Here is a 19949-nt window from a genome sequence, read left to right on the forward strand (position 1 = left end):
ATAGATCAAACTATTGAAAAGCGTTGTATAAGCTGCTGATTATTAGTCAGTAAGTAGTACTAAAATGAATACGCCAACTGTGTCTGCAGGCTTAGGTCAAACGTTGGATTGTTGGTACTGGCGCCACCCAATTGCCCCAGTCGGTACGTCCAAATGGGTTGAGCCGTCAGCGTATACCGACGGCTTAACAGGTATTTGGCACCGGCTCCCAGCATGAGGTTAAAAACAGGACTATGGCTATTCTCCAGGACAAGATTCTGCGTCGATTCGGCCGCCCGCACAACGACCACCCGCGCCGACAGGGGAATATCTGTTAATAAGCCCAGCGAAAAATACGGCGATAAACGCTTTATCGACGATGCGTAATTGAGTAGTACAGGAATGCGGATGGCCCGGTTATGCACCGTCGTTGTGCCATCGCCGGCTGCTGTCTGGCGTGCCTGTCGCGTGGTTAGCTGTTGATACCAGATGCCCGACGCAACCGACCAGCCCGGTGCGTAATTGTACAAAACGGACAAACCGGCCGAATAACCTGGTGCCCACCGTTTGCCACTCATGTAGATGGGCTCCACGATTTGGCCGGCACTGTTGGGGTAGAAAAAACGGGATTTATAGAATGTATGCGAATAGGTAGGGGCCGCCGTAGCTGAAATCGCCAGTTTCTGCTGCCCGAACAGTAGGGTTGTTGGAAACCATAAAAGCGCAATCAGCAGGCGTACATTGATGGGCATAACGGAGCGGCTATCGGTAGAATCGAGGCTTAAACGGCCTTTAAAGATAAGCGCACAACCGAACAGTGGAGTATCTTAGGCCAAAATTAATCAGTCAATACCTGCCGCTCATGCTCTTTCTAAGCCTAAGTATTCTTCTGTCGGTAATTCTGCTGCTGAACTTCCGGCTGTTTCCACGCTACGAAATCAATACTTTTCAGGCCATTGTTTTCAACTACCCGGTCTGTTTTCTAACGGGCTGGCTGCTGTTGCCAGCCGGCCAATCGTTTACCATCGATTTTTCGCAAACCTGGACAGGGTTGTCGCTGGGCCTGGGCGTGGGGTTTATTCTGACGTTTCTGCTGTCGGGGGCGTCTACCCAGCGAACCGGGATCACGGCTACGTCGCTGGCCAACAACCTGTCGCTGGTCATTCCGGTCTGTTTTAGTTTGTTTGTTTTCCAGACAGGCGGTGGGGCGTCGGGCTTCGACACGCTCAACTATCTGGGATTAGTTCTGGCGATCGTTGCGGTTGGGCTGAGCACCTATAAAAAAGAGCCGCCTACTGAAAAGCAGGGGGGGGCTGAGTCGGGAAAATCAAGCTGGCTAGGCCCCAGTATTCTCTTACCCATGAGTGTATTCCTGTTTTACGGAGCTACCAACACCATGATCAACTACATGAACCTTCACTACATTCCCTCTGCCGACAAAACAATTCAGGTAACCCTGACAATGGTTCTGGGCGCTGTGGTGGCCGGACTTGGTATGCTGATCGTTCGGATCCTTCAGGGAAAAGAAACGATTCAGTTCAAAAGTCTGATTGGGGCTGTTACCCTGGGCGTTCCTAACTTTCTTAGCTTTTATACACTCTTGCTGGCTTTGTCGGCTTTTGGTAGCAATGGGGCATTTGTCTATCCACTTTACAACATTGGCGTTATTCTGTTGGCTGCTCTGATGGCCGCACTCTTCTTCCGCGAACAGTTGTCGACCGCGAACAAAATTGGGCTCGGATTGGCGATAATAGCCATTGGGTTGATCTCGTGGCAAGAGTTGGTGAAGGTGGGGGCGTAGCGTACGAATTCCGGGCCTGGATAGAACAGACACACAAGTCTGAAAAGTAAAAACAGGCTGAACTAAGCCTTTTCCTGCAAACGGTCGAGTTATGCTTATTCTATAATCCGTTATGAACCGAAAAAATACCATTCTTTCTACTCTTGCCATTGGTACGCTGCTATCCGGTCTGTTGGCAGTATCCGGTAGTACCACTAAAAAACAGGAAACACTTCCACTTGCCCGCCGGAATGCCGTACCCCATGCGATGGCCCAGCCCAATATTATTTTTATCTTTTCCGACGACCATACGTCTCAGGCAATCAGCGCTTATGGAAGCAAACTAGCTAAGACCCCAAACATCGATCGGATTGCCCGGGAAGGGGCGATTCTGCATACAAATGTTGTGACCAACTCCATTTGTGGACCCAGCCGGGCGACGTTGCTCACTGGAAAATTTAGCCACCTGAACGGCTATAAACTAAACGAAAAAGTATTTGATATAAACCAGCCGGTATTTACGGAAGAACTGCAGAAAAACGGCTACCAAACGGCCTGGGTGGGCAAAATGCACCTGGGTAGTTTACCCCACGGATTCGATTACCTGAACGTACTGCCGGGTCATGGGCACTATTACAACTCGGAGTTTATTAACGCCAAAAATGAATCGGTTCGCTATCCTGGCTACGTAACCAACGTGATTACAAAGCTATCCATCGACTGGCTCAAGCAACGCGATCAGTCGAAACCGTTTTTTCTGGTCGTAGGCCACAAAGCGACCCACCGGGAATGGCTACCCGACGCTCCCGATCTGGGCGCTTACGATAACGTCAACTTTCCATTACCCAAAACGTTTTATGATGATTATGCGGGTCGTGAAGCGGCCAAAGATCAGGACATGACCATCGAAAAAACCATGCGCCTGAAAGAGGACCTAAAAGTGCATGCCGACTACGAGAACAGCGGTATTTTTAACCGATTGACGCCGGAACAGAAAAAGCCCTTTTACGATTATTACGAAAACAAAATCAGCAAGGAGTTCGACGCAAAAAAACTGGCTGGCCGCGCCCTGGCCGAATGGAAGTACCAGCGTTATCTGAAAGATTATTTGTCGGTTGCCAATTCGCTGGACCGTAATATTGGTGAATTGCTGAATCACCTGGATAAAAGTGGCCTGGCCCGGAATACAGTGGTTATTTATGCGTCTGACCAGGGTTTTTACCTCGGCGAACATGGTTGGTTCGATAAGCGGTTCATCTACGAAGAATCGCTGAAAACGCCCTTTGTGATTCGGTATCCGGGGGTTATAAAACCGGGGACGCAGATCAACGATCTGGTCTCGAATATCGATTGGGCTCCTACACTGTTAACGCTGACCGGCACCGCTGTTCCCAAGGAAATTCAGGGTGAATCATTCCTGCCCTTGTTAAAAGGCGAGAAGGTCCCCTGGCGCAAAGAAGCGTATTATCACTATTATGAGTACCCACAGCCGCATCATGTGTATCCACACTTCGGCATCCGGACAAACCAGTATACATTGGCCAGGTTTTATGGACCAAAGGATTTTTGGGAGTTGTATGACGTTAAGAAAGACCCCCATAACATGCATAATCTGTACGGCATGAAAGGCTATGATGCCATTACGGCTGATTTGAAAACGAGGCTTAAACGGCAGATACAGAAGTACAAGGATGATGAAGCGCTTACCCTTCTGGAACGTAAACTGTAACGGACTAAGTACCTTCCTGGGCTGTGCTCTTTTGGCCGGGTTGTCCGCCTGCAACACCACAACTAAATCGGCAAACGAGGAGGCCATGATGGCCGATACGGGTGCTTACTGCGTTGCCAACAGAATGCCTTCCCGGCCGGCGGCTACTCGCGGGGCGGCTTCGAAGGCTGGTTCGGGAGCCACGGGTACGAAAGAGATGGTCTGGATTCCTGGCGGGACGTTTCTGATGGGCGCCGACGAATTTCCCGATGCCCGGCCAGTCCATTCGGTTCGGGTGAAAGGCTTCTGGATGGATGAGCATGAAGTGACCAATGCCGAGTTTGCCCGTTTTGTCTCGGCTACGAACTACATAACGGTAGCCGAGCGGCCACTTAATCCGGCGGATTATCCGGGCGTCCCGGCTGAGCAGCTTGTGCCGGGCTCCGCGGTGTTTACGCCCCCGGCTCAAAAGGTTTCCCTGGCCAATCCGTTACAGTGGTGGGAATACGTGAAAGGGGCAAGCTGGAAGCATCCCAATGGCCCCAAAAGTAGTCTTGTCGGGCATGAACACGAGCCTGTCATCCACGTCAGTTATGAAGATGCCACCGCCTACGCCAGGTGGGCCGGTAAGCGTCTGCCCACCGAAGCCGAGTGGGAGTTTGCGGCTCAGGGCGGTAAAGGAAATCGAACGTATTACTGGGGAAATGAACTGAAGCCCGCCGGGAAGTGGATTGCCAATATTTACCAGGGTGATTTTCCTGCCCATAACACAACTGAAGATGGTTTTGCGGGTGTGGCCCCCGTCAAATCGTTTCCCGCTAATCCGTATGGATTGTATGATATGGACGGCAATGTGTGGGAGTGGTGTCAGGATTTATACCGGCCTGACTACTATCGCCAATCGCCCCAGGATGATCCGAAAGGCCCCGCCGACAGTTACGATCCCGAAGAACCGGGAGCGGTCAAACGCGTGCAGCGGGGTGGGTCGTTTCTGTGCAGCGACCAGTATTGCATCCGGTACAAAGCCGGTAGTCGGGGCAAGGGTGAAATTAGCAGTGGAAGCAATAATCTCGGCTTCCGATGTGTTCGGGAAGAGTAAACGATTGCCGGTAACCGGCCAGGCTGAGTTTACAACCCCAGTCGTAGGAGTCAACACGATCATACCCGGAATTCTCGCTAATATTTCGTACCTTTGCGGCTCAATCTGAACAGGAAATCACGTCATGATATCGGTCCAAAACGTCTCACTGCGCTATGGTAAGCGGGTGCTTTTCGACGACGTAACTATAAAATTCACTTCCGGCAACTGTTACGGCGTTATTGGCGCCAACGGAGCCGGGAAGTCCACGTTTCTGAAGATTCTATCGGGCGAAATCGAGCCGCAAACGGGATCGGTCACTATGACCCCCGGCGAACGTATGTCCGTACTGAGCCAGAATCAATCCGCTTTCGATGAGTATCCGGTTTTGCAAACGGTTATCATGGGCAACCGACGCCTGTATGACATCATGCAGGAGAAAGATGAGCTCTATGCTAAATCTGAGTTTACCGACGCCGACGGCGAAAAAGCCGCTGAACTGGAGTCGGAATTTGCCGAGATGAACGGCTGGGATGCTGAGTCGGATGCCGCTAGTCTGCTATCGGGCCTTGGTATCAAAGAGGACATGCACTATACGCTGATGAGCGAAATAAACGGCTCTGAAAAAGTGCGTGTTTTGCTGGCTCAGGCGCTGTTCGGCAGCCCCGATGTCTTGTTGCTTGATGAGCCGACCAACAACCTCGATGTAGAGTCGGTAAGCTGGCTCGAAAACTTCCTGGCTAATTTTAACAACACCGTAATCGTAGTATCCCACGACAGGCACTTCCTGGATCAGGTTTGTACGCAAATCGTCGATGTGGATTTCAGCAAAGTCAAGCTCTTCGCGGGTAATTACTCGTTCTGGTATGAGTCGAGCCAACTGGCCCTGAAACAACGTCAGGATCAGAACAAGAAAACGGAAGATAAGCGGAAAGAGCTGGAAGAATTCATCCGTCGTTTCTCGGCCAACGCATCTAAATCGAAACAGGCTACGAGTCGCGGTAAGTTGCTCGAAAAACTCACGATCGACGATATTCAGCCTTCGTCACGAAAGTATCCGTACGTCAATTTTAAAGCCGAACGTGAACCCGGTGATCAGATTTTGACGGTCGAAAACCTGACGTATACGGCTGAAGACGGCACGAAATTATTTGAAAACCTGTCGTTCACCATGAACAAGCAGGATAAGATATTTCTGTTCAGCCGGGATGGGCTGGCCGTTTCCGCCTTGCTGGATATTCTGGCGGGCGAGCGTAAAGCCGATTCGGGTACATTCCGTTGGGGCATCACCATCACCATGTCTTATTTCCCGACCGATGCCGAAAAGGAGAAGTTTTTCCAGACGGACCTGAACCTGGTCGATTGGCTGAGGCAGTATTCGGTGGAGAAAGATGAGAGCTTTATTCGGGGCTTCCTGGGTCGCATGCTTTTCTCGGGAGAAGAGTCACTCAAGAAAGCAACCGTCTTGAGCGGGGGCGAAAAAGTACGTTGTATGCTATCGAAAATGATGCTTTCCGGGGCTAATTTGCTGATGCTCGACGAGCCAACCAACCACCTTGATCTCGAATCGATCGAATCCCTGAACAATGGTCTGATCGATTTCAAAGGGCCTATTCTCTTTACGTCACATGACCACCAGTTTGTACAAACGGTCGCTAACCGTATAATTGAAATTACGCCGGCTGGCATCCTGGATAAACTGATGACCTACGATGAATACCTTACGGATGAGCGCGTGAAAGCGCAACGTGAGGAGCTATACGAGGCTGTGGCCTAATTTGGGGGTAATCGTTTTAGTGAAAAGTGGCTGATTCCTGGGAATCAGCCACTTTTTTTTAGCCGGTATTCCTCATTTCGTGTTATAGTCCTAACGCTTCACCATTCATTGTATGCAGGTTTTCGATTTAATTGTCATTGGTACCGGATCGGCTGGTGCAACGGTTGCGCAGAAGGCCAGGGAGGCTGGTAAAACGGTAGCCATTATCGACAAATTACCCTTTGGCGGTACATGCTCGCAACGGGGTTGTGATCCTAAAAAGGTGCTGGTTGGAGCCGCTGAAATCATTGCCCGGTCCGGACAAATGATTGGGAAGGGAATTTCGAAGCAACCAACTATCAACTGGCCTGAGCTGATGACGTTCAAGAAAACGTTTACAGATCCCATCCCTAAAAATACCGACGAGAAATTTGCTGAACTAGGTATCCAGTCCTTTCACGGCGTTGCGTCGTTTTCGTCGGCCAATACAGTACGGGTTGGCGAAACTGAGTTACAGGCAGCCCACATCGTTCTGGCGTCGGGCCTGGAGCCTAAACCGCTCAACATTCCCGGTGAGGCACTGCTGATTGACAGCGCGGGCTTTCTGGATCTGCCAAAACTACCCGAAAAGCTTGTGATGGTTGGTGGAGGCTACATCGCCTTTGAATTCGCGCACATTGCGGCCCGTGCCGGGGCAAACGTTACTATTCTGCATCAGGGTAAACGACCGCTGGAGGGCTTCGACGCCGATCTGGTGGCCGTGCTGGTCAAAGCAATGGAAGCCATCGGCATACGCATCCTGTTGAATGCTACCGTGACGGCTGTTTCGGGAAAAAAAGATGAATTAACGGTGCGGTACAGGCAGCAGGAAGAGAGCCACACGATATCGACGAATCTGGTCGTTCATGCTGCCGGACGCGTGGTCAACTCAGTAGAACTGGCCCTGGAAAAAGCGGGTGTTAATGTTGGCAAAAAGGGTGTACTAGTCAATGAATACCTGCAAAGCGTTTCCAATCCTATCGTCTACGCCTGTGGCGATGTAGCCGATAAAGGGCTTCCTCTCACACCATTAGCCTCCTATGAAGGCAACATTGTCATCGACAATATACTGAATGGCCATCGGCAAACGTATCAGGACACTCCAGCTCCATCCGCCGTTTATACCGTGCCAACCCTGGCATCCGTTGGCTTAACGGAGGAGCAGGCCAATGAACAGGGCAAAAAGGTGACGGTGACGTTTCAGGAAACCAGTGACTGGTATACTAGCCGACGAATTAACGAGCCGTTTTCTGCCTTTAAAACACTGGTCGACAAGGAAACGGACGAGATCGTAGGCGCTCATTTGCTTGGTGCTGGCTGCGACGAAGTGATCAATCTATTTACGGTAGCCATAAAGCACCATATTTCGGCCAAAGACTTGGGAAATACATTGCTCGCCTATCCAACGCACGGGTCGGATCTGAGTTCGATGCTCCCTGAATAGAAACCAGTTTTTTGTCTGTCAGGATTGGGCTTGTGTCAACCAACAAAGCCAACCCTGACGTGCGAACCGTCGCAGTAAGGCTTGTTACTGCTGGCCCCGCATCGGCAAAAAGCCGTGACCTTATTCTTCTGCGTTTCCTGACCGTCGGGACTTTTTACCTTTAAATTTCCATACACCAGAAGTGGTCCATTAGGGATCGGCTCAACAATACTTTCAGCCTGTACGTCTTCGGGCCGAATGTTCTCCTGATTCCAGAAATAGCTCAACGCCTTCGATGGGCAACGGTCTACCTGGTCGGTAATGCGTTGAGTGGTTGCCCCGTCTATATTGACCCAGGGGCGGGCTTTTGGATTAAAAACCTCGGGCAGCTGCGTCCAGCAAAGCTTAGAGTGGATGCAGACGTTCGGCTTCCAGACAACGGTAACCTCACCATTGGTGTATGTTTTGGTAATATCTGGCGTTGGCGTTGGTTGGGTAGGGTTCATGGCTGTTGCTTACTAAACAAATGGTTTAATCCGCTGCTTCCGTAGTATGGGCTAGTTTTTTTGTAGACCGCATATCGTCAACCAGAATCGTGTTGAAATCGATAGGATTCTGGAGTGTACGGTGGATAGGGCATCGATCTGCCATCTCCAATAACCTTGTCCGTTGTTCTTCGTTGAGGCTGCCGTTCAGAATCAATCGTAGCGTAAACAGTGAGCGTTTGGTTTCCGGATCATTGGTGTAATCGACATGAGCAACCGCCGATTCGAGTGGCCAGCCTTTCCGATCCGCATACATTCTCAGGGTCATAACCGTACAGGCGGCCAGCGATCCCGCCAGTAACTCGCCTGGTCGCATGCCTTTGTCCTGCCCACCAATGTCAACCGGTTCGTCGGCAACAATAACCTGTGAATCCGTCGATAAATGCGTTTCATAAGGCGTTCGCTGAATACTCGCAGTAATCGTAGCCATGACGTTTCGTGTAGTTAATACGGTGGAATATAAACAAACTTCAATGTCGGAGCAATGCGCAGCGATTGTCTACAGAGCTACTGCCCCCACTGCGCCGGGTTTTGCCGCCAGGAGGCTAACGATTCCATGGCATCTGCCGATATGTAATCGAGTGCCTGTGCTTCGATCAGCAGGGCATCGTAATTGCTGAGGCACACCAATGGCACGTTTGTACTGGCAAAATTCTGTTCGGCAATCGGAAATCCATAGGTAAAAATAGCGGCCATCCCGATCACTTCGGCACCAGCCGCCCGAAGCGCATTGACTACTTTTAGTGAACTGCCGCCTGTGGAAATCAGATCTTCAATAACCACAACCCGCTGGCCGCTCGACAGATGACCCTCGATTTGCTTGCCCATGCCGTGTGCCTTGGGCTCGGGGCGTACATAACAATAGGGGAGGCCCAGCACATCGGCAACCAGTGCCCCCTGAGGAATGCCCGCCGTAGCGACACCCGCAATAACCTCAACCGATGGGAATCGCTCCCGAATGGCATCTGCCAAGGCATTTTTGATATACGTACGTACTTCCGGATAGGCCAGCGTTACTCGGTTGTCGCAGTAGATAGGTGATTTCCAGCCTGAACTCCACGTAAATGGCTCATTAGGTTTGAGCCGTACGGCCTGTACCGTGAGTAAATGGCGCGCTACAGTTTTTTGAATAGATGATTTATTCACGATGTAAGAGAATGGTAACGAAAGCAAAAAAGTTATTCCTTTCCCAAATGGACTTTTACCGTATCGATTCGCGTACCGTCCATGGAGATAATGGTAAATGTAAAAGGCGAAAACTCGATTACCTCGCCAACGCGAGGAACATCTTCGTGCGTTTCTAAAATCAGGCCGCCCAGTGTGTCATAATCCCCGTCGGGAATCGTCCAGCCATAGGTTTTATTGAGGTCGTCAATTTCATGACGGGCACTTAACAGCCAGTTCGACTCATCGAGTTGTTGCTCTACCCAGTCTTCGTTTGTATCGTACTCGTCCTGAATCTCGCCAAAGATCTTTTCGACCATGTCTTCAACGCTCACAATCCCGGCCGTACCGCCAAATTCGTCGACGACGAGGGCCAGACTTTTTCGTTCCGACAGAAAGCGTAAAAGCAAGTCCTGCGCGGGCATGGTTTCTGGTACAATGATAATGGGGGTAATGATTTCTTCGACCGTTGCTGGTTTCTTGAACAGCGCCAGGGCATGGCAGTAGCCAATTACATCGTCGATCGTATCGCGGTAAACCACAATTTTAGAGTGACCACTGTCCTGAAAAGCCAACCGGAGATCTTCGACAGTATCCTCTACGTCAATGGCGTTGATTTCTGTTCGGGGCACTAAACAATCGCGCACCCGTACATCCCGAAACTCAATGGCGTTGTTGAAGATCTTGGTATCGACTTCTACATCCTTTTCGGTATCCGCTTTCTGATTGAGTTGCTGGAGGTAGTGGTTCAGGTCGGTCAGGCCGAAGACTGGCCGGATTTCCGGATTACGTTTGCCCAGTACGTACCGAATAAAAAATCTCGCCGTGCCGACCAATACCCGAACGATGGGAGCAATGGCTTTGTAAATCACCCAAAGCGGTACGGCCAGTGCTTCCAGAAAACGGTCGGGGTGAATAAGGGCCAGGCTTTTGGGTATATAGTCGGCCAGGGGCAGAAAAATAACCGTTAGAATCAGGGTTTCGATGGAGATGAATACCGATTCGTGCACGGCCCAGTTCTCGGGTAAGATGGCCATCAAAAACGGGTTGAGGACCGTAACACCCAAGACGGTATAAAGAACCAGAAAAAGCGTGTTACCTGTCAGCGTGGTTCCAACAAATAAAATGGGGTTTTTTAAGAAATTCGATACCAGCTTTTCGCTCAAGGGTCCCTGTTTGCTGTGCAATTCAAAATATAACCGGTTGACAGATACATAGGCCATCTCGACTGCCGAAAAAAAACCAGCCAGCACGAGAGCAAGTAAGGCACCGATTAAAAGAGCGTAAGGTTCCAAATCTTAATGAAAAATGGTGAGCGATGCGTGATGAGTTATTTATGACTCATCACTTCTTTTTCTTCTTTCGGTCTTCGATAATCTGTTTAATCGTTGGGGAGACGGCTTTCTCCCGTTCGATTCGTTTATTTCGGACGTATTGAAAGGCCAGAATAAACCCTAAAAATAGCATCAATAACCAATAACTATCACCGAAAGTAGTCCGCTGATATTCCGCGATCCAAATAACTAAAAAGCCAATGGAAACGGCCAAAAGAAGCATTTCGGAGAGTTTCATACGTCTTGCTGCAGTTGATGATTGGTGGTTCCTAGCCCAAGCGCACAAAACGTATATCGTTATACTGTACACTTCAGACTACGAACCACAAACTCGTTAAACTGCTTTTCGCTGCATCTTGTTAAACTCCCGGTACCGCCGAACGGTGGCAATCAGGAAGCCGATCGCAACGATCAGGGTACCGATCCAGAGAATATTGATCAACGGTTTTTCGATGGCTTTCATAACGATATAATCCCGCTGGGTCCGGTTAACGGCAAATGTGAATTTGCCCGTGCGCGGATCAATTTCGTTCAGTTGCATCCGTACCCCCAGTTCATCGCTCACCTCGGCCGGGTGAGCCACCATCCGGTCCTTGATCACGAAAGCAGGGCTAATGATGTATTCGCCATTTTTGTCGAGCACCCGAACTTTAGCCCGGACAGCCGCATCATTGGGGCCAATTTCGACACCTTCTACCTCGTTCGTACGGGCGACATCATCCAGAATAGCGACGTAATCATTCAGGAAGAATGTATCCTTGATGGCAACGCTATAGGTTTCAGTCTTTTCCCAGGTATTCTCCGCTTCCGGATCGGGCACCGACGATACGTAGGTATACATGTCCCGGTCCGTCTTATGCCGGATATCGGGTGAGGCCAGCAGGCCCATCCGCTCGTTCACCTGGGCACGAGGATACAGGTTGAAGATTTTGCCGCTGGGCTCCCGGTACTCGACCTGGTAATAGGTGTTTTCCGGGTACAGAGCCAGCGTGTCGCCTTTCTTGTGATAAACTTTCCCGTTCTGTTCAATATCGCGCTGGGCAATACCGTGAAAATCGCCTTCAATGACTACAACGTCCTGACGGGGAATGTAACCCGGTACATCACGGGCTTCAATACGTTTGCCCCGGTAAGTGAGCTGGTATTGACCCATGCGCTCTGGCTGGTTGAGCCACAGAAGCTTGTTTTCTTTGTTCTGCTTGTTGTTATCCTTGGTAAATTCTTCCTGTTTGGAAATGAGCAGGCCACTGTTGTTGAGCGAAACCACTTTTGTGTAACCCGCTGAGTAGAGAATCCCGATAAGCATCAGAGCCATGCCAACGTGCGAAATAGCACCGCCCGACAGCCGGTAATTGCCCCGCATGACATTCAGCAGAATTGTTCCGTTCGTGACTAAAGCAAAAACCGAGGCTACTAACAACGCCATGTACACCGGGTTTTTCATTTCCCCGAAAGCAATCAGTGCCGCACTGATGAGCATCGTCAAAATACCGGGCGTGATGAGCGCATCCCATTTTTTGTTCTCCAGTTTACGCCACCACATGTATTGTCCAACGCCAGTCAGCAACGCAATGACAACGAAGAACCAGATCTGGAATTTACTGTAATGCGCCACCTGATCGGCTGGGAGCGCCAGGTTGGAAACTTTACCGAAGTACTCCAGAACTTTATTGTAAACGGGAATCGACGTTGTAGCAATTACCTGAAAGGCCGCCAGGCAAAGTACCGTAGCCCCGATAAACAACCAGAACTCTTTGGTATAAACCGATGCTTCTTCCTGATCGGCCGGAATGTATTTCCACTTACTAGCCGCCAGAATAACGGCCAGCACGATGAAGGCTACCAGATAAAGCAACAACTGGCCTGACAAGCCCAGATCGGTGAAGGAGTGAACCGATGCGTTCCCCAGAATACCGCTTCTTGATAAAAAGGTAGAATAGAGAATCAGAACAAACGTCGCAATCGTCAGAATAATGGACATCTTCAGGCCCGTCGAGCTGCGTTTGGCAATTAGCATCGTATGCAGAGCCGCCACCAGGACCAGCCAGGGAACATACACTGCATTTTCGACGGGATCCCAGTTCCAGTACCCTTCAAAGTTGAGTGTTTCGTAGGCCCAGTAGCCACCCATCATGACACCAACGCCCAGGACCATGCCGGCAATCAATGTCCAGGGTAAGGCGGGGCGTATCCATTCGAGGGGTTGGTTGCGCCACAAACCGGCAATACAGTAAGCGAAGGGAACCAGCGCCAGGGCAAACCCTAAAAATAAGGTTGGCGGGTGAATGACCATCCAATAATTCTGCAGAAGCGGGTTCAGGCCATTCCCGTCTTTGGGTACGAAAGTTGGGTCAGCCGTAAAAATAGGCGCGTCGGGCATGGCCTCGGTCAGCAACAGGAAGGGCGATGAGCCTACCTTAAACGAATCGCCGAAGATGACGCCCAGAATCATAGAAGCCAAAAACGCCTGTACAAGGGCAAAAACGGCCATCATCGGCGCTTCCCATTGCCGGGACAGCGAGCCTTTCCCGCTCGTACGGATCAGAATGGCACCCAGTACGGCATTCCAGAACAGCCACAGCAGAAAGGATCCTTCCTGACCTTCCCAAAAACACGAGATCATATACTGAACCGGGAGTGCCCGCGACGAGTGGCTCCAGGCGTAATGGTACTCGAAATAATGATTGTAGATGATGTAAAAAAGAGTCGATGCAACGCTAACTACAGCCGCTCCGTGCACGTAGAAGGCCCAGCGTGCCAGCGTGCGCCAGTCGTCTTTATCGGCTGTTTCCCGAAGGCTGGTCTGTTTTGACGGTGTTTTTTGTCTGGCTTTTTTGCTTCCCAGCCCCGACTCACCGGCATAAGCTAGTTGGGGTTCTTCAACCGCTTCGGTTTTGGCAACGGTATTCCCTCGCCCAAGAGCCGACAGAAAATAAGCGACCGTCGCTACGAGTGCCGTAACGAACGATAAAATGACGAAAAAATGGCCGAGTTGCCCGACTGTGGTATGTATCATTCGCTAATAATTAGAAAAGAGCGAAAGAGCGAAGGAGCGGAAGAGCGAATGCCAAACTGGGGATGTTTTGACTTGCTCATTCACTCATTCACTCTTTCATAATTGCGCCGTTTTTGCTTCGTGTTCTGTGGTTTCTAACTTGCCATCCTGGTATTTCGATGGACACTTGAGCAGAATTTTGTTGCACCGAAAATGGTCGCCTTCCATCGAACCGATGATCACGATTTGCTCTGACCGGTCGAAATCCTGTGGTTTAGGGCTATTGAAAATCACTTTTTGCGCCTGGTTATCGTTGTCGACCAGCGTGAACTCGAAGTGGTTTGGATCGATAGCGGGGTTGTACAGCATATCCGTGATACGGCCCTGTGCATCTTTTTGAACCTTACCGACGACGTGAATCAGTTTATCGTCACCATCCTGAGCAAGCTCCGTAGCTTGCTTGAAGGTAACATAAGAACTAGCATCACCCGCTGTGGCGACAATTATACCAATGGCTAAAGCGATGACGACGATACCAAAAATGTGAGAAAGCTTCATGGGGGTTAACTGGTTTAGCGGCTGTAGGTTAATAAACGTAATGAACCACGAACCACGATCTATAAACTAAATTGTTGCTTCTTTTCCTTTACCTCTTTTTCCAGTTTGCCGATCTGCCGGTCAAGCCGAATGAGGTAGACGATAATGCCTGTAAAAACGGCTGCGATTACAGCCACGACCACCCAGATTTTGCCATCGGCACGGAGCCGGTCAGCCATTTCGATGCCATCGGCTACCGGCTGTTGGGCCATTAGGTTTTGGCTGAAGAGAAGTAATGTTGCCAGAAGATAAGTTAGGCGAAAAGGCAGTCGCATTGTCGTACGAAGTAGTTAGAAAAATAACGCAAAGATAAGCCGAATCATTCCCGGAATGGTAGTTCCCCGAACGGTAGTTCCGGGAGCCGTTATGACTTTAATCATCCAGCGCGGCTTTCAGTCGCCGGAACCGAACACGCAGTTCCGTAATCCAGACGCCCAGCAGGGTGAAACCAATAACGGCCGGATAAAACACCATCCGAATCCGGTTGTCCATGTCATACTTTCCAAAAGCCGGATTCCCGCCATTGCCCGGATGCAATGAGTCTGTCAGGCGGGGAACAATGAAAATGAGTGGTACAAATACGGCAAAGGCAAAGATGTTGTAGACCGCCGAGATACGAGCCCGACGCTGCTCATCGTCGAAGGAGCCGCGTAAAATCAGGTAAGCCAGGTACATGAGCATACCTACTGCCACGCTATTTAGCTTAGGATCGTTTGGCCAGGGTTCTCCCCAGGTGAAGTTGGCCCAGATCGAACCCGTCAGGCAGCCCAGTAAGCCAAACAGAATGGCGGAATTGGCAAACTCAACCGCTACCAGATCATCATCGAGTCGGCCGCTGCGCAGGTACCGGATGGAGTAAACAGCCGAAGTCAGCAGCAAAACGATCATGCTGAACCAAAGCGGCACGTGGAAATAGACGTTCCGAATGCTCTCGTTCAGAATTGGCTGGCGCGGCACGACACCCAATAGACCCTGTAAAATCACGTAGGTTAAAATTAAGACCGAGACGGCCTTCCACCAGTTTTTTTTCATTTAAGTAACGCGGACATCCTGTCCACAATGTTATAGGCAAATAAGGGCGGACATCGTGTCCGCGTTACATTAGCTCCGCCATAAAAACGGAAACAATAGCCATGAAAGTGTCACCACGATGGCATCGATGGCTAACACAGTAGCAATTTCACTCCAGCTTACGCTCCGGTCGAGGCCATCGAGGGCATTCTTGGAGACTTTTAACAGCATGAGCAGCAACGGCAGAATAATAGGGAAACTCAGCACGGCCATCAGCGTTGCAGGATTCTCGGCTTTGCTGGCAATCCCCGACACCAACGTTAGTGATGAGGCAAAACCGATGGCGCCAAGCAATAACGTAAGCAGGTAAAGTGGTATGTCGTTTACCGGATTACCCATAACAAAGGCGTAGACACTAAAGCCCAAAAAGGCCAGAATCAGCATGAGTGCCGTATTGTAGAGGATTTTCGACAAAATGATCTGCTGCGGACTGGCCAGCGTATAATAGTAGAGCTGGCGCCCCGCACGCTCCTGAACAAAGCTTTTGGCAATGGCATTGATGGCCGTAAACAACAGAATAATCCAGAACAATGTATTCCAGACAATGGGTGTTAATTGACCGCGTTTGGCGTTGAAGCTAAGATAGCACACGAATACCGCCCCGACAATGTACAGCAGCATGCCGTTGAGTGCATAGCGTTGCCGCCACTCCAGCAGAAATTCCTTCCGCATCAATGCACTCATCTGCCGTACCGATTCTGCCATGCTCGATCTATTAATTCTGCAAATTTACAGCGCAATGCTGATGCGAAAAAGAAATAGTTTCACCTTCTGATACGCAGGCATCGTCGTTGGTTTGCCACAGCCTGTCATTAACTTGAGCCGGGAACAATATTCTTTGGGCGAATTATGAGACCGTTGGCACGCAGAGAAAAGATAGTATCTAGCTTTGCACCTTAGTCAACAAGGAGTACGCTTACTGGATGGATTATTTTACGGTTCTGGTTCTTTGTAGTTTTTCGTTCCTCGCCGGTTTTGTCGATGCGATCATTGGTGGGGGAGGGCTGATTCAAACGCCTGCTATGCTGTTCACCTTGCCACAGTACCCGGTGCCGACGTTGATCGGTACGACCAAAATTCCGTCTATGTTTGGCAGTCTGATGGGTGCTTTTCAATATAGCCGACGGGTAGCCGTCCTGGGCCGGTTTATTGCCCCCATGATGGCCATTGCCTTTGGGGCGTCGTGGCTTGGCTCATGGACGCTCGCTCAAGTACCCAATAGTTTTATGAAGCCGCTTGCCCTCGTTATTCTGGTGTGTGTGTTTATTTACACGCTGACCAAAAAAGACTTCGGGCAGGTCTCCAACCGAACCGTGACGAGCCGGCAGCAGCGGATACGCATGTGGAGTATGGGAGCGGTTATCGGCTTTTACGATGGTTTCTTCGGGCCGGGGACAGGTAGTTTTCTGGTACTGGGATTTATTACCCTGATTGGTTTCGATTTTCTTAAGGCGAGTGCCCATGCTAAACTAGTCAACGCGTCCACAAATCTCGCCAGCACCCTGTATTTTGTGAGTGAAGGGAAGATTTTATACGCTCTTGCTTTTCCGATGGCCCTTGCTAACCTGACGGGCGCTTTTCTCGGCGCACGACTGGCCATCCTGAAAGGCAATCGCTTCATCCGGGTTTTCTTTTTAATGCTTATTGCCGCGACTATCGTGCGGTTTGCGTGGGATTTACTGCAATAGATTTGCATCAATAAACTTTCCGTTGTAATCTTGTGTTAATTAAACTGAATCTAAATAAGATTAGCCTCTAAAAGATCATGAGCAAGCGTAGCGTAGCTGACCTGAAAATTGGAGAACGAGCCATCATCGAATCGTTTAACAATCAGTTGATGTCGCTTAAGTTGCTCGAAATGGGCTGTCTACCCGGTGCTGAAATATGCTTACACAGCAAAGCCCCCCTGGGTGACCCCATATGCCTGAACGTAGCCGGTTATTGTCTGGCGATGCGTAAGTCTGAAGCGGCTACTATTCTGATTCAGGCTAAAGAATAACTGTACTTAACCGTGTGGATGGTCCCGTCTTCATGCATCGTGTAAGGACGGCCTCGTCTGAACCCTTGCCTTGAGATCGTCTTCTATAATTGCCCTTGTTGGCAACCCAAATGCCGGTAAATCGTCTTTATTCAATCAACTGACTGGCCTGCGTCAGAAGACGGGTAACTTTCCGGGCGTCACGATGGACAAGAAATCCGGAACGTGGCCCCTGGATGCACAAACGTCAGCTACTGTTGTCGACCTTCCTGGTGTTTACTCCATCTACCCCAAGTCACTAGACGAACAAATCGTTACCGACATTCTGGCCAACCCCAGTCACCCTGATTATCCCGATGTGGCTGTCGTTGTGATTGATGCTGCCAACTTGCACCGGAACCTGCTCCTTTTTACACAGGTCATCGACCTGGGCGTGCCGACTGTTCTGGCGTTGAACATGCTTGACGTGGCCGAGCAGCAGGCCAAATCCGTTAATGCCGTGCGGTTGGCAATGCGGTTGGGCGTTCCCGTTGTTCGCATCAATGCCCGGACAGGAGAAGGCATTGATTTGCTGAAAAAGGCCGTTTTGGAACAGATGCACGAACCAACTCTGCCGGGCAAACTTTTCTTCGATCCGGCCGCCGATGCTGCGGATCTAATCGCCGAAACCAGACGTCAATACCAGCTCGATAATAATTACCTCGCACTACAATATATCATTCAGCACGATGGGTTTTCATTTCTGAGTCGAACCCAACAAGTTGGCTTAGACGCTATTATTGAAAAGCATCAATTCAACGAGTCGACGTTCCAGGCCAACGAAACCATCACGCGCTACAAACGTATAGCAACAATCGTAACGGAAGTCGTTACCGACAAGCGCCCGATCAATCAACCTACCTGGAGCCAGAAACTGGATCGGATTTTATTACATCCCGTTTGGGGATACGCCATTTTTGGTTTTGTGCTGCTGCTGATCTTTCAGGCTATTTTCGCCTGGGCACAGCCGTTTATGGATGCAATTGATACGGGTGTTGCCTGGCTTAATGGGCAATTGAAAGGAAGCTTGCCTCCCGGTCCCCTCACCGATCTGCTCACCGATGGTGTATTGGCTGGCATTGGCGGCATTCTTGTCTTTATTCCGCAGATCGCTTTTCTGTTTCTGCTGATTGCATTACTGGAGGAGTCGGGCTATATGGCGCGGGTGATGGTGATTATGGACAGGATCATGCGCAAGTTCGGGTTAAATGGCCGAAGCGTCGTTCCGCTTATTTCGGGCGTAGCCTGTGCCGTTCCTGCCATTATGGCAACGCGCAGCATTGGTACCCGACGCGATAGACTGATTACCATTCTGGTAACACCGCTGATGAGCTGCTCGGCCCGGCTACCGATTTATACGATTCTGATTGCGCTCGTAGTGCCGAGCCAGCGCGTTCTGGGTGTTTTTAATCTTCAGGGATTAGCGCTGATGGGGCTGTATTTATTGGGCCTGATCAGTGCTTTACTGGCTGCTTATGTTCTGAAGCTCTTTCTTAAAACAAAGGAGCGTGGGTATTTTATTATGGAGCTGCCTACGTTCAAGCTGCCTCGCTGGAATCATGTTGGTTTAACGGTTTGGGAAAGTGTCCGGTCGTTTGTATGGGAAGCGGGTCGAGTTATTCTGGCTATATCCATCGTACTATGGGTGCTGGCCAGTTATGGCCCCGGCAATTCAATGGAACAGGCTGAGGCTGATGTGCGCCGACAGAATCCGGCAGCTACTGCAGAGGTGTTGCAGAATCGTATTGCATCCGAACGGCTAGAGGCCTCGTATGCCGGTAAGTTTGGCCACTTTATTGAACCAGTCATTCGGCCACTTGGCTACGACTGGAAGATCGGTATTGCGCTGTTAAGCTCGTTTGCCGCTCGCGAGGTGTTTGTCGGTACGATGTCCACCATTTATAGCATTGGCGATGGAGCCGACGATGCGGGCGTTACGATTCGGGAACGGCTTCGGCAGGAACGGAATCCAGAAACAGGAGCGGCTATGTATACACCGGCCCTTGCCTGGTCGTTGCTGGTATTTTACGTATTTGCGATGATGTGTATGAGTACATTAGCCGCCACGCAACGCGAAACCAAAAGCTGGAAATGGCCAGCCGTACAATTAACGTATATGATGGTGTTGGCCTATGTTTCAGCCCTGGCTACTTATCAGTTCTTAAAGTAGCCGGGGTCCAGAACCTACCAAAGTAATCCTTTCGCCATCATTGGGTAAATAAAATAGTAGAGTATATACGCGAACAAAGCCATGGTTAGTCCGCCCAGGGCAGTTGTTTGATCGAAAGAGATTCGATTCCTCCGGGAGGGACGGCTTGTACGCCAATCGCGCTGTACTGTTTGCTTCATCTTGTACCGTAGTCTGTTGTTTACAAATACGGGCACAAATTTGGGACCTTGTTTCAGGCCTGTTCAGCGCAAAAAACCAGAATTCACAGAGTATCTATAACTAACTGTTTCGGA

19 protein-coding genes are annotated in these 19949 nt (G+C 50.1%); 8 read left to right on the top strand and 11 right to left on the bottom strand.

Translation table 11 applies throughout. The annotated features are described in order from the left end of the window. Positions 1–59 precede the first annotated feature (59 nt). Positions 60–731 carry an outer membrane beta-barrel protein gene (locus tag ACYU8Y_RS07940; RefSeq protein ID WP_460935943.1) on the bottom strand — a complete coding sequence of 224 codons (672 nt, stop codon included), beginning with the start codon at positions 729–731 and terminating at the stop codon, positions 60–62. A gap of 110 nt (positions 732–841) precedes the next feature. Between ACYU8Y_RS07940 and ACYU8Y_RS07945 the strand changes: the two genes are divergently transcribed. The 5 genes from ACYU8Y_RS07945 (at position 842) to ACYU8Y_RS07965 (ending at position 7784) form a co-directional block, all read left to right on the top strand. Beyond that, the gene (locus ACYU8Y_RS07945; RefSeq protein ID WP_460935945.1) at positions 842–1780 is read left to right on the top strand and encodes an EamA/RhaT family transporter; all 939 of its coding nucleotides are present in this window, start codon (positions 842–844) and stop codon (positions 1778–1780) included. Positions 1781–1892: 112 nt separating this feature from the next. Then, positions 1893–3488: a sulfatase family protein gene (locus ACYU8Y_RS07950; protein WP_460935947.1), complete on the top strand. Its 1596-nt coding sequence runs from the start codon at positions 1893–1895 to the stop codon at positions 3486–3488. Then, positions 3451–4566, top strand: coding sequence for a formylglycine-generating enzyme family protein (locus tag ACYU8Y_RS07955; RefSeq protein WP_460935949.1), 1116 nt, complete (start codon positions 3451–3453; stop codon positions 4564–4566). Before ACYU8Y_RS07950 ends, ACYU8Y_RS07955 begins: the two co-directional genes overlap by 38 nt. 124 nt (positions 4567–4690) lie before the next feature. Beyond that, positions 4691–6322, top strand: a complete 1632-nt coding sequence (locus ACYU8Y_RS07960; RefSeq protein WP_460935951.1) for an ABC-F family ATP-binding cassette domain-containing protein — start codon at positions 4691–4693, stop codon at positions 6320–6322. A gap of 112 nt (positions 6323–6434) precedes the next feature. Then, positions 6435–7784, top strand: coding sequence for a dihydrolipoyl dehydrogenase family protein (locus tag ACYU8Y_RS07965; protein ID WP_460935953.1), 1350 nt, complete (start codon positions 6435–6437; stop codon positions 7782–7784). Positions 7785–7819: 35 nt separating this feature from the next. On the opposite strand, the gene ACYU8Y_RS07970 is transcribed toward ACYU8Y_RS07965, so the two are convergent. The 10 genes from ACYU8Y_RS07970 to ACYU8Y_RS08015 form a co-directional block, all read right to left on the bottom strand. Beyond that, positions 7820–8269, bottom strand: a complete 450-nt coding sequence (locus ACYU8Y_RS07970) for a (4Fe-4S)-binding protein (RefSeq protein ID WP_460935955.1) — start codon at positions 8267–8269, stop codon at positions 7820–7822. 25 nt (positions 8270–8294) lie between these two features. After that, complete coding sequence (locus ACYU8Y_RS07975; protein WP_460935957.1) at positions 8295–8738, bottom strand: OsmC family protein; 444 nt, start codon at positions 8736–8738, stop codon at positions 8295–8297. Between the two features lie 77 nt (positions 8739–8815). Further along, entirely contained in the window at positions 8816–9454 is a 639-nt protein-coding gene (pyrE, locus tag ACYU8Y_RS07980) for an orotate phosphoribosyltransferase (protein ID WP_460935959.1), read from the bottom strand. 32 nt (positions 9455–9486) lie between these two features. Further along, positions 9487–10767, bottom strand: a complete 1281-nt coding sequence (locus ACYU8Y_RS07985; RefSeq protein ID WP_460935961.1) for a hemolysin family protein — start codon at positions 10765–10767, stop codon at positions 9487–9489. A gap of 49 nt (positions 10768–10816) precedes the next feature. Next, positions 10817–11044, bottom strand: coding sequence for a hypothetical protein (locus ACYU8Y_RS07990; RefSeq protein WP_460935963.1), 228 nt, complete (start codon positions 11042–11044; stop codon positions 10817–10819). 96 nt (positions 11045–11140) lie between these two features. Next, positions 11141–13822: a cytochrome c biogenesis protein CcsA gene (ccsA, locus tag ACYU8Y_RS07995; protein WP_460935965.1), complete on the bottom strand. Its 2682-nt coding sequence runs from the start codon at positions 13820–13822 to the stop codon at positions 11141–11143. Positions 13823–13918: 96 nt separating this feature from the next. Next, entirely contained in the window at positions 13919–14359 is a 441-nt protein-coding gene (locus ACYU8Y_RS08000) for a cytochrome c maturation protein CcmE domain-containing protein (RefSeq protein WP_460935967.1), read from the bottom strand. A 59-nt stretch (positions 14360–14418) separates the two neighbouring features. Continuing rightward, the gene (locus ACYU8Y_RS08005) at positions 14419–14673 is read right to left on the bottom strand and encodes a CcmD family protein (protein ID WP_460935969.1); all 255 of its coding nucleotides are present in this window, start codon (positions 14671–14673) and stop codon (positions 14419–14421) included. A gap of 97 nt (positions 14674–14770) precedes the next feature. Beyond that, the gene (gene ccsA / locus ACYU8Y_RS08010; RefSeq protein WP_460935971.1) at positions 14771–15430 is read right to left on the bottom strand and encodes a cytochrome c biogenesis protein CcsA; all 660 of its coding nucleotides are present in this window, start codon (positions 15428–15430) and stop codon (positions 14771–14773) included. A 69-nt stretch (positions 15431–15499) separates the two neighbouring features. Further along, positions 15500–16174, bottom strand: a complete 675-nt coding sequence (locus tag ACYU8Y_RS08015; RefSeq protein ID WP_460935973.1) for a heme exporter protein CcmB — start codon at positions 16172–16174, stop codon at positions 15500–15502. Positions 16175–16392: 218 nt separating this feature from the next. On the opposite strand from ACYU8Y_RS08015, the gene ACYU8Y_RS08020 reads away from it, so the two are divergent. From ACYU8Y_RS08020 to feoB, 3 genes are all read left to right on the top strand, one after another. Beyond that, positions 16393–17157, top strand: a complete 765-nt coding sequence (locus ACYU8Y_RS08020; RefSeq protein ID WP_460935975.1) for a sulfite exporter TauE/SafE family protein — start codon at positions 16393–16395, stop codon at positions 17155–17157. Positions 17158–17234: 77 nt separating this feature from the next. Then, the gene (locus ACYU8Y_RS08025; RefSeq protein ID WP_460935977.1) at positions 17235–17468 is read left to right on the top strand and encodes a FeoA family protein; all 234 of its coding nucleotides are present in this window, start codon (positions 17235–17237) and stop codon (positions 17466–17468) included. A gap of 70 nt (positions 17469–17538) precedes the next feature. After that, positions 17539–19656, top strand: coding sequence for a ferrous iron transport protein B (feoB, locus tag ACYU8Y_RS08030; RefSeq protein WP_460935979.1), 2118 nt, complete (start codon positions 17539–17541; stop codon positions 19654–19656). Positions 19657–19949: the final 293 nt, after the last annotated feature.

Source organism: Spirosoma humi (genome assembly GCF_054776575.1).

What these genes read in the sequence shown, in the direction of transcription:
- ACYU8Y_RS07940 (WP_460935943.1), bottom strand. Translation starts at nt 731, where the DNA reads ATGCCCATCAATGTACGCCTGCTGATTGCGCTTTTATGGTTTCCAACA.
- ACYU8Y_RS07945 (WP_460935945.1), top strand. Translation starts at nt 842, where the DNA reads ATGCTCTTTCTAAGCCTAAGTATTCTTCTGTCGGTAATTCTGCTGCTG.
- ACYU8Y_RS07950 (WP_460935947.1), top strand. Translation starts at nt 1,893, where the DNA reads ATGAACCGAAAAAATACCATTCTTTCTACTCTTGCCATTGGTACGCTG.
- ACYU8Y_RS07955 (WP_460935949.1), top strand. Translation starts at nt 3,451, where the DNA reads ATGATGAAGCGCTTACCCTTCTGGAACGTAAACTGTAACGGACTAAGT.
- ACYU8Y_RS07960 (WP_460935951.1), top strand. Translation starts at nt 4,691, where the DNA reads ATGATATCGGTCCAAAACGTCTCACTGCGCTATGGTAAGCGGGTGCTT.
- ACYU8Y_RS07965 (WP_460935953.1), top strand. Translation starts at nt 6,435, where the DNA reads ATGCAGGTTTTCGATTTAATTGTCATTGGTACCGGATCGGCTGGTGCA.
- ACYU8Y_RS07970 (WP_460935955.1), bottom strand. Translation starts at nt 8,269, where the DNA reads ATGAACCCTACCCAACCAACGCCAACGCCAGATATTACCAAAACATAC.
- ACYU8Y_RS07975 (WP_460935957.1), bottom strand. Translation starts at nt 8,738, where the DNA reads ATGGCTACGATTACTGCGAGTATTCAGCGAACGCCTTATGAAACGCAT.
- ACYU8Y_RS07990 (WP_460935963.1), bottom strand. Translation starts at nt 11,044, where the DNA reads ATGAAACTCTCCGAAATGCTTCTTTTGGCCGTTTCCATTGGCTTTTTA.
- ccsA (WP_460935965.1), bottom strand. Translation starts at nt 13,822, where the DNA reads ATGATACATACCACAGTCGGGCAACTCGGCCATTTTTTCGTCATTTTA.
- ACYU8Y_RS08000 (WP_460935967.1), bottom strand. Translation starts at nt 14,359, where the DNA reads ATGAAGCTTTCTCACATTTTTGGTATCGTCGTCATCGCTTTAGCCATT.
- ACYU8Y_RS08005 (WP_460935969.1), bottom strand. Translation starts at nt 14,673, where the DNA reads ATGCGACTGCCTTTTCGCCTAACTTATCTTCTGGCAACATTACTTCTC.
- ccsA (WP_460935971.1), bottom strand. Translation starts at nt 15,430, where the DNA reads ATGAAAAAAAACTGGTGGAAGGCCGTCTCGGTCTTAATTTTAACCTAC.
- ACYU8Y_RS08015 (WP_460935973.1), bottom strand. Translation starts at nt 16,174, where the DNA reads ATGGCAGAATCGGTACGGCAGATGAGTGCATTGATGCGGAAGGAATTT.
- ACYU8Y_RS08020 (WP_460935975.1), top strand. Translation starts at nt 16,393, where the DNA reads ATGGATTATTTTACGGTTCTGGTTCTTTGTAGTTTTTCGTTCCTCGCC.
- ACYU8Y_RS08025 (WP_460935977.1), top strand. Translation starts at nt 17,235, where the DNA reads ATGAGCAAGCGTAGCGTAGCTGACCTGAAAATTGGAGAACGAGCCATC.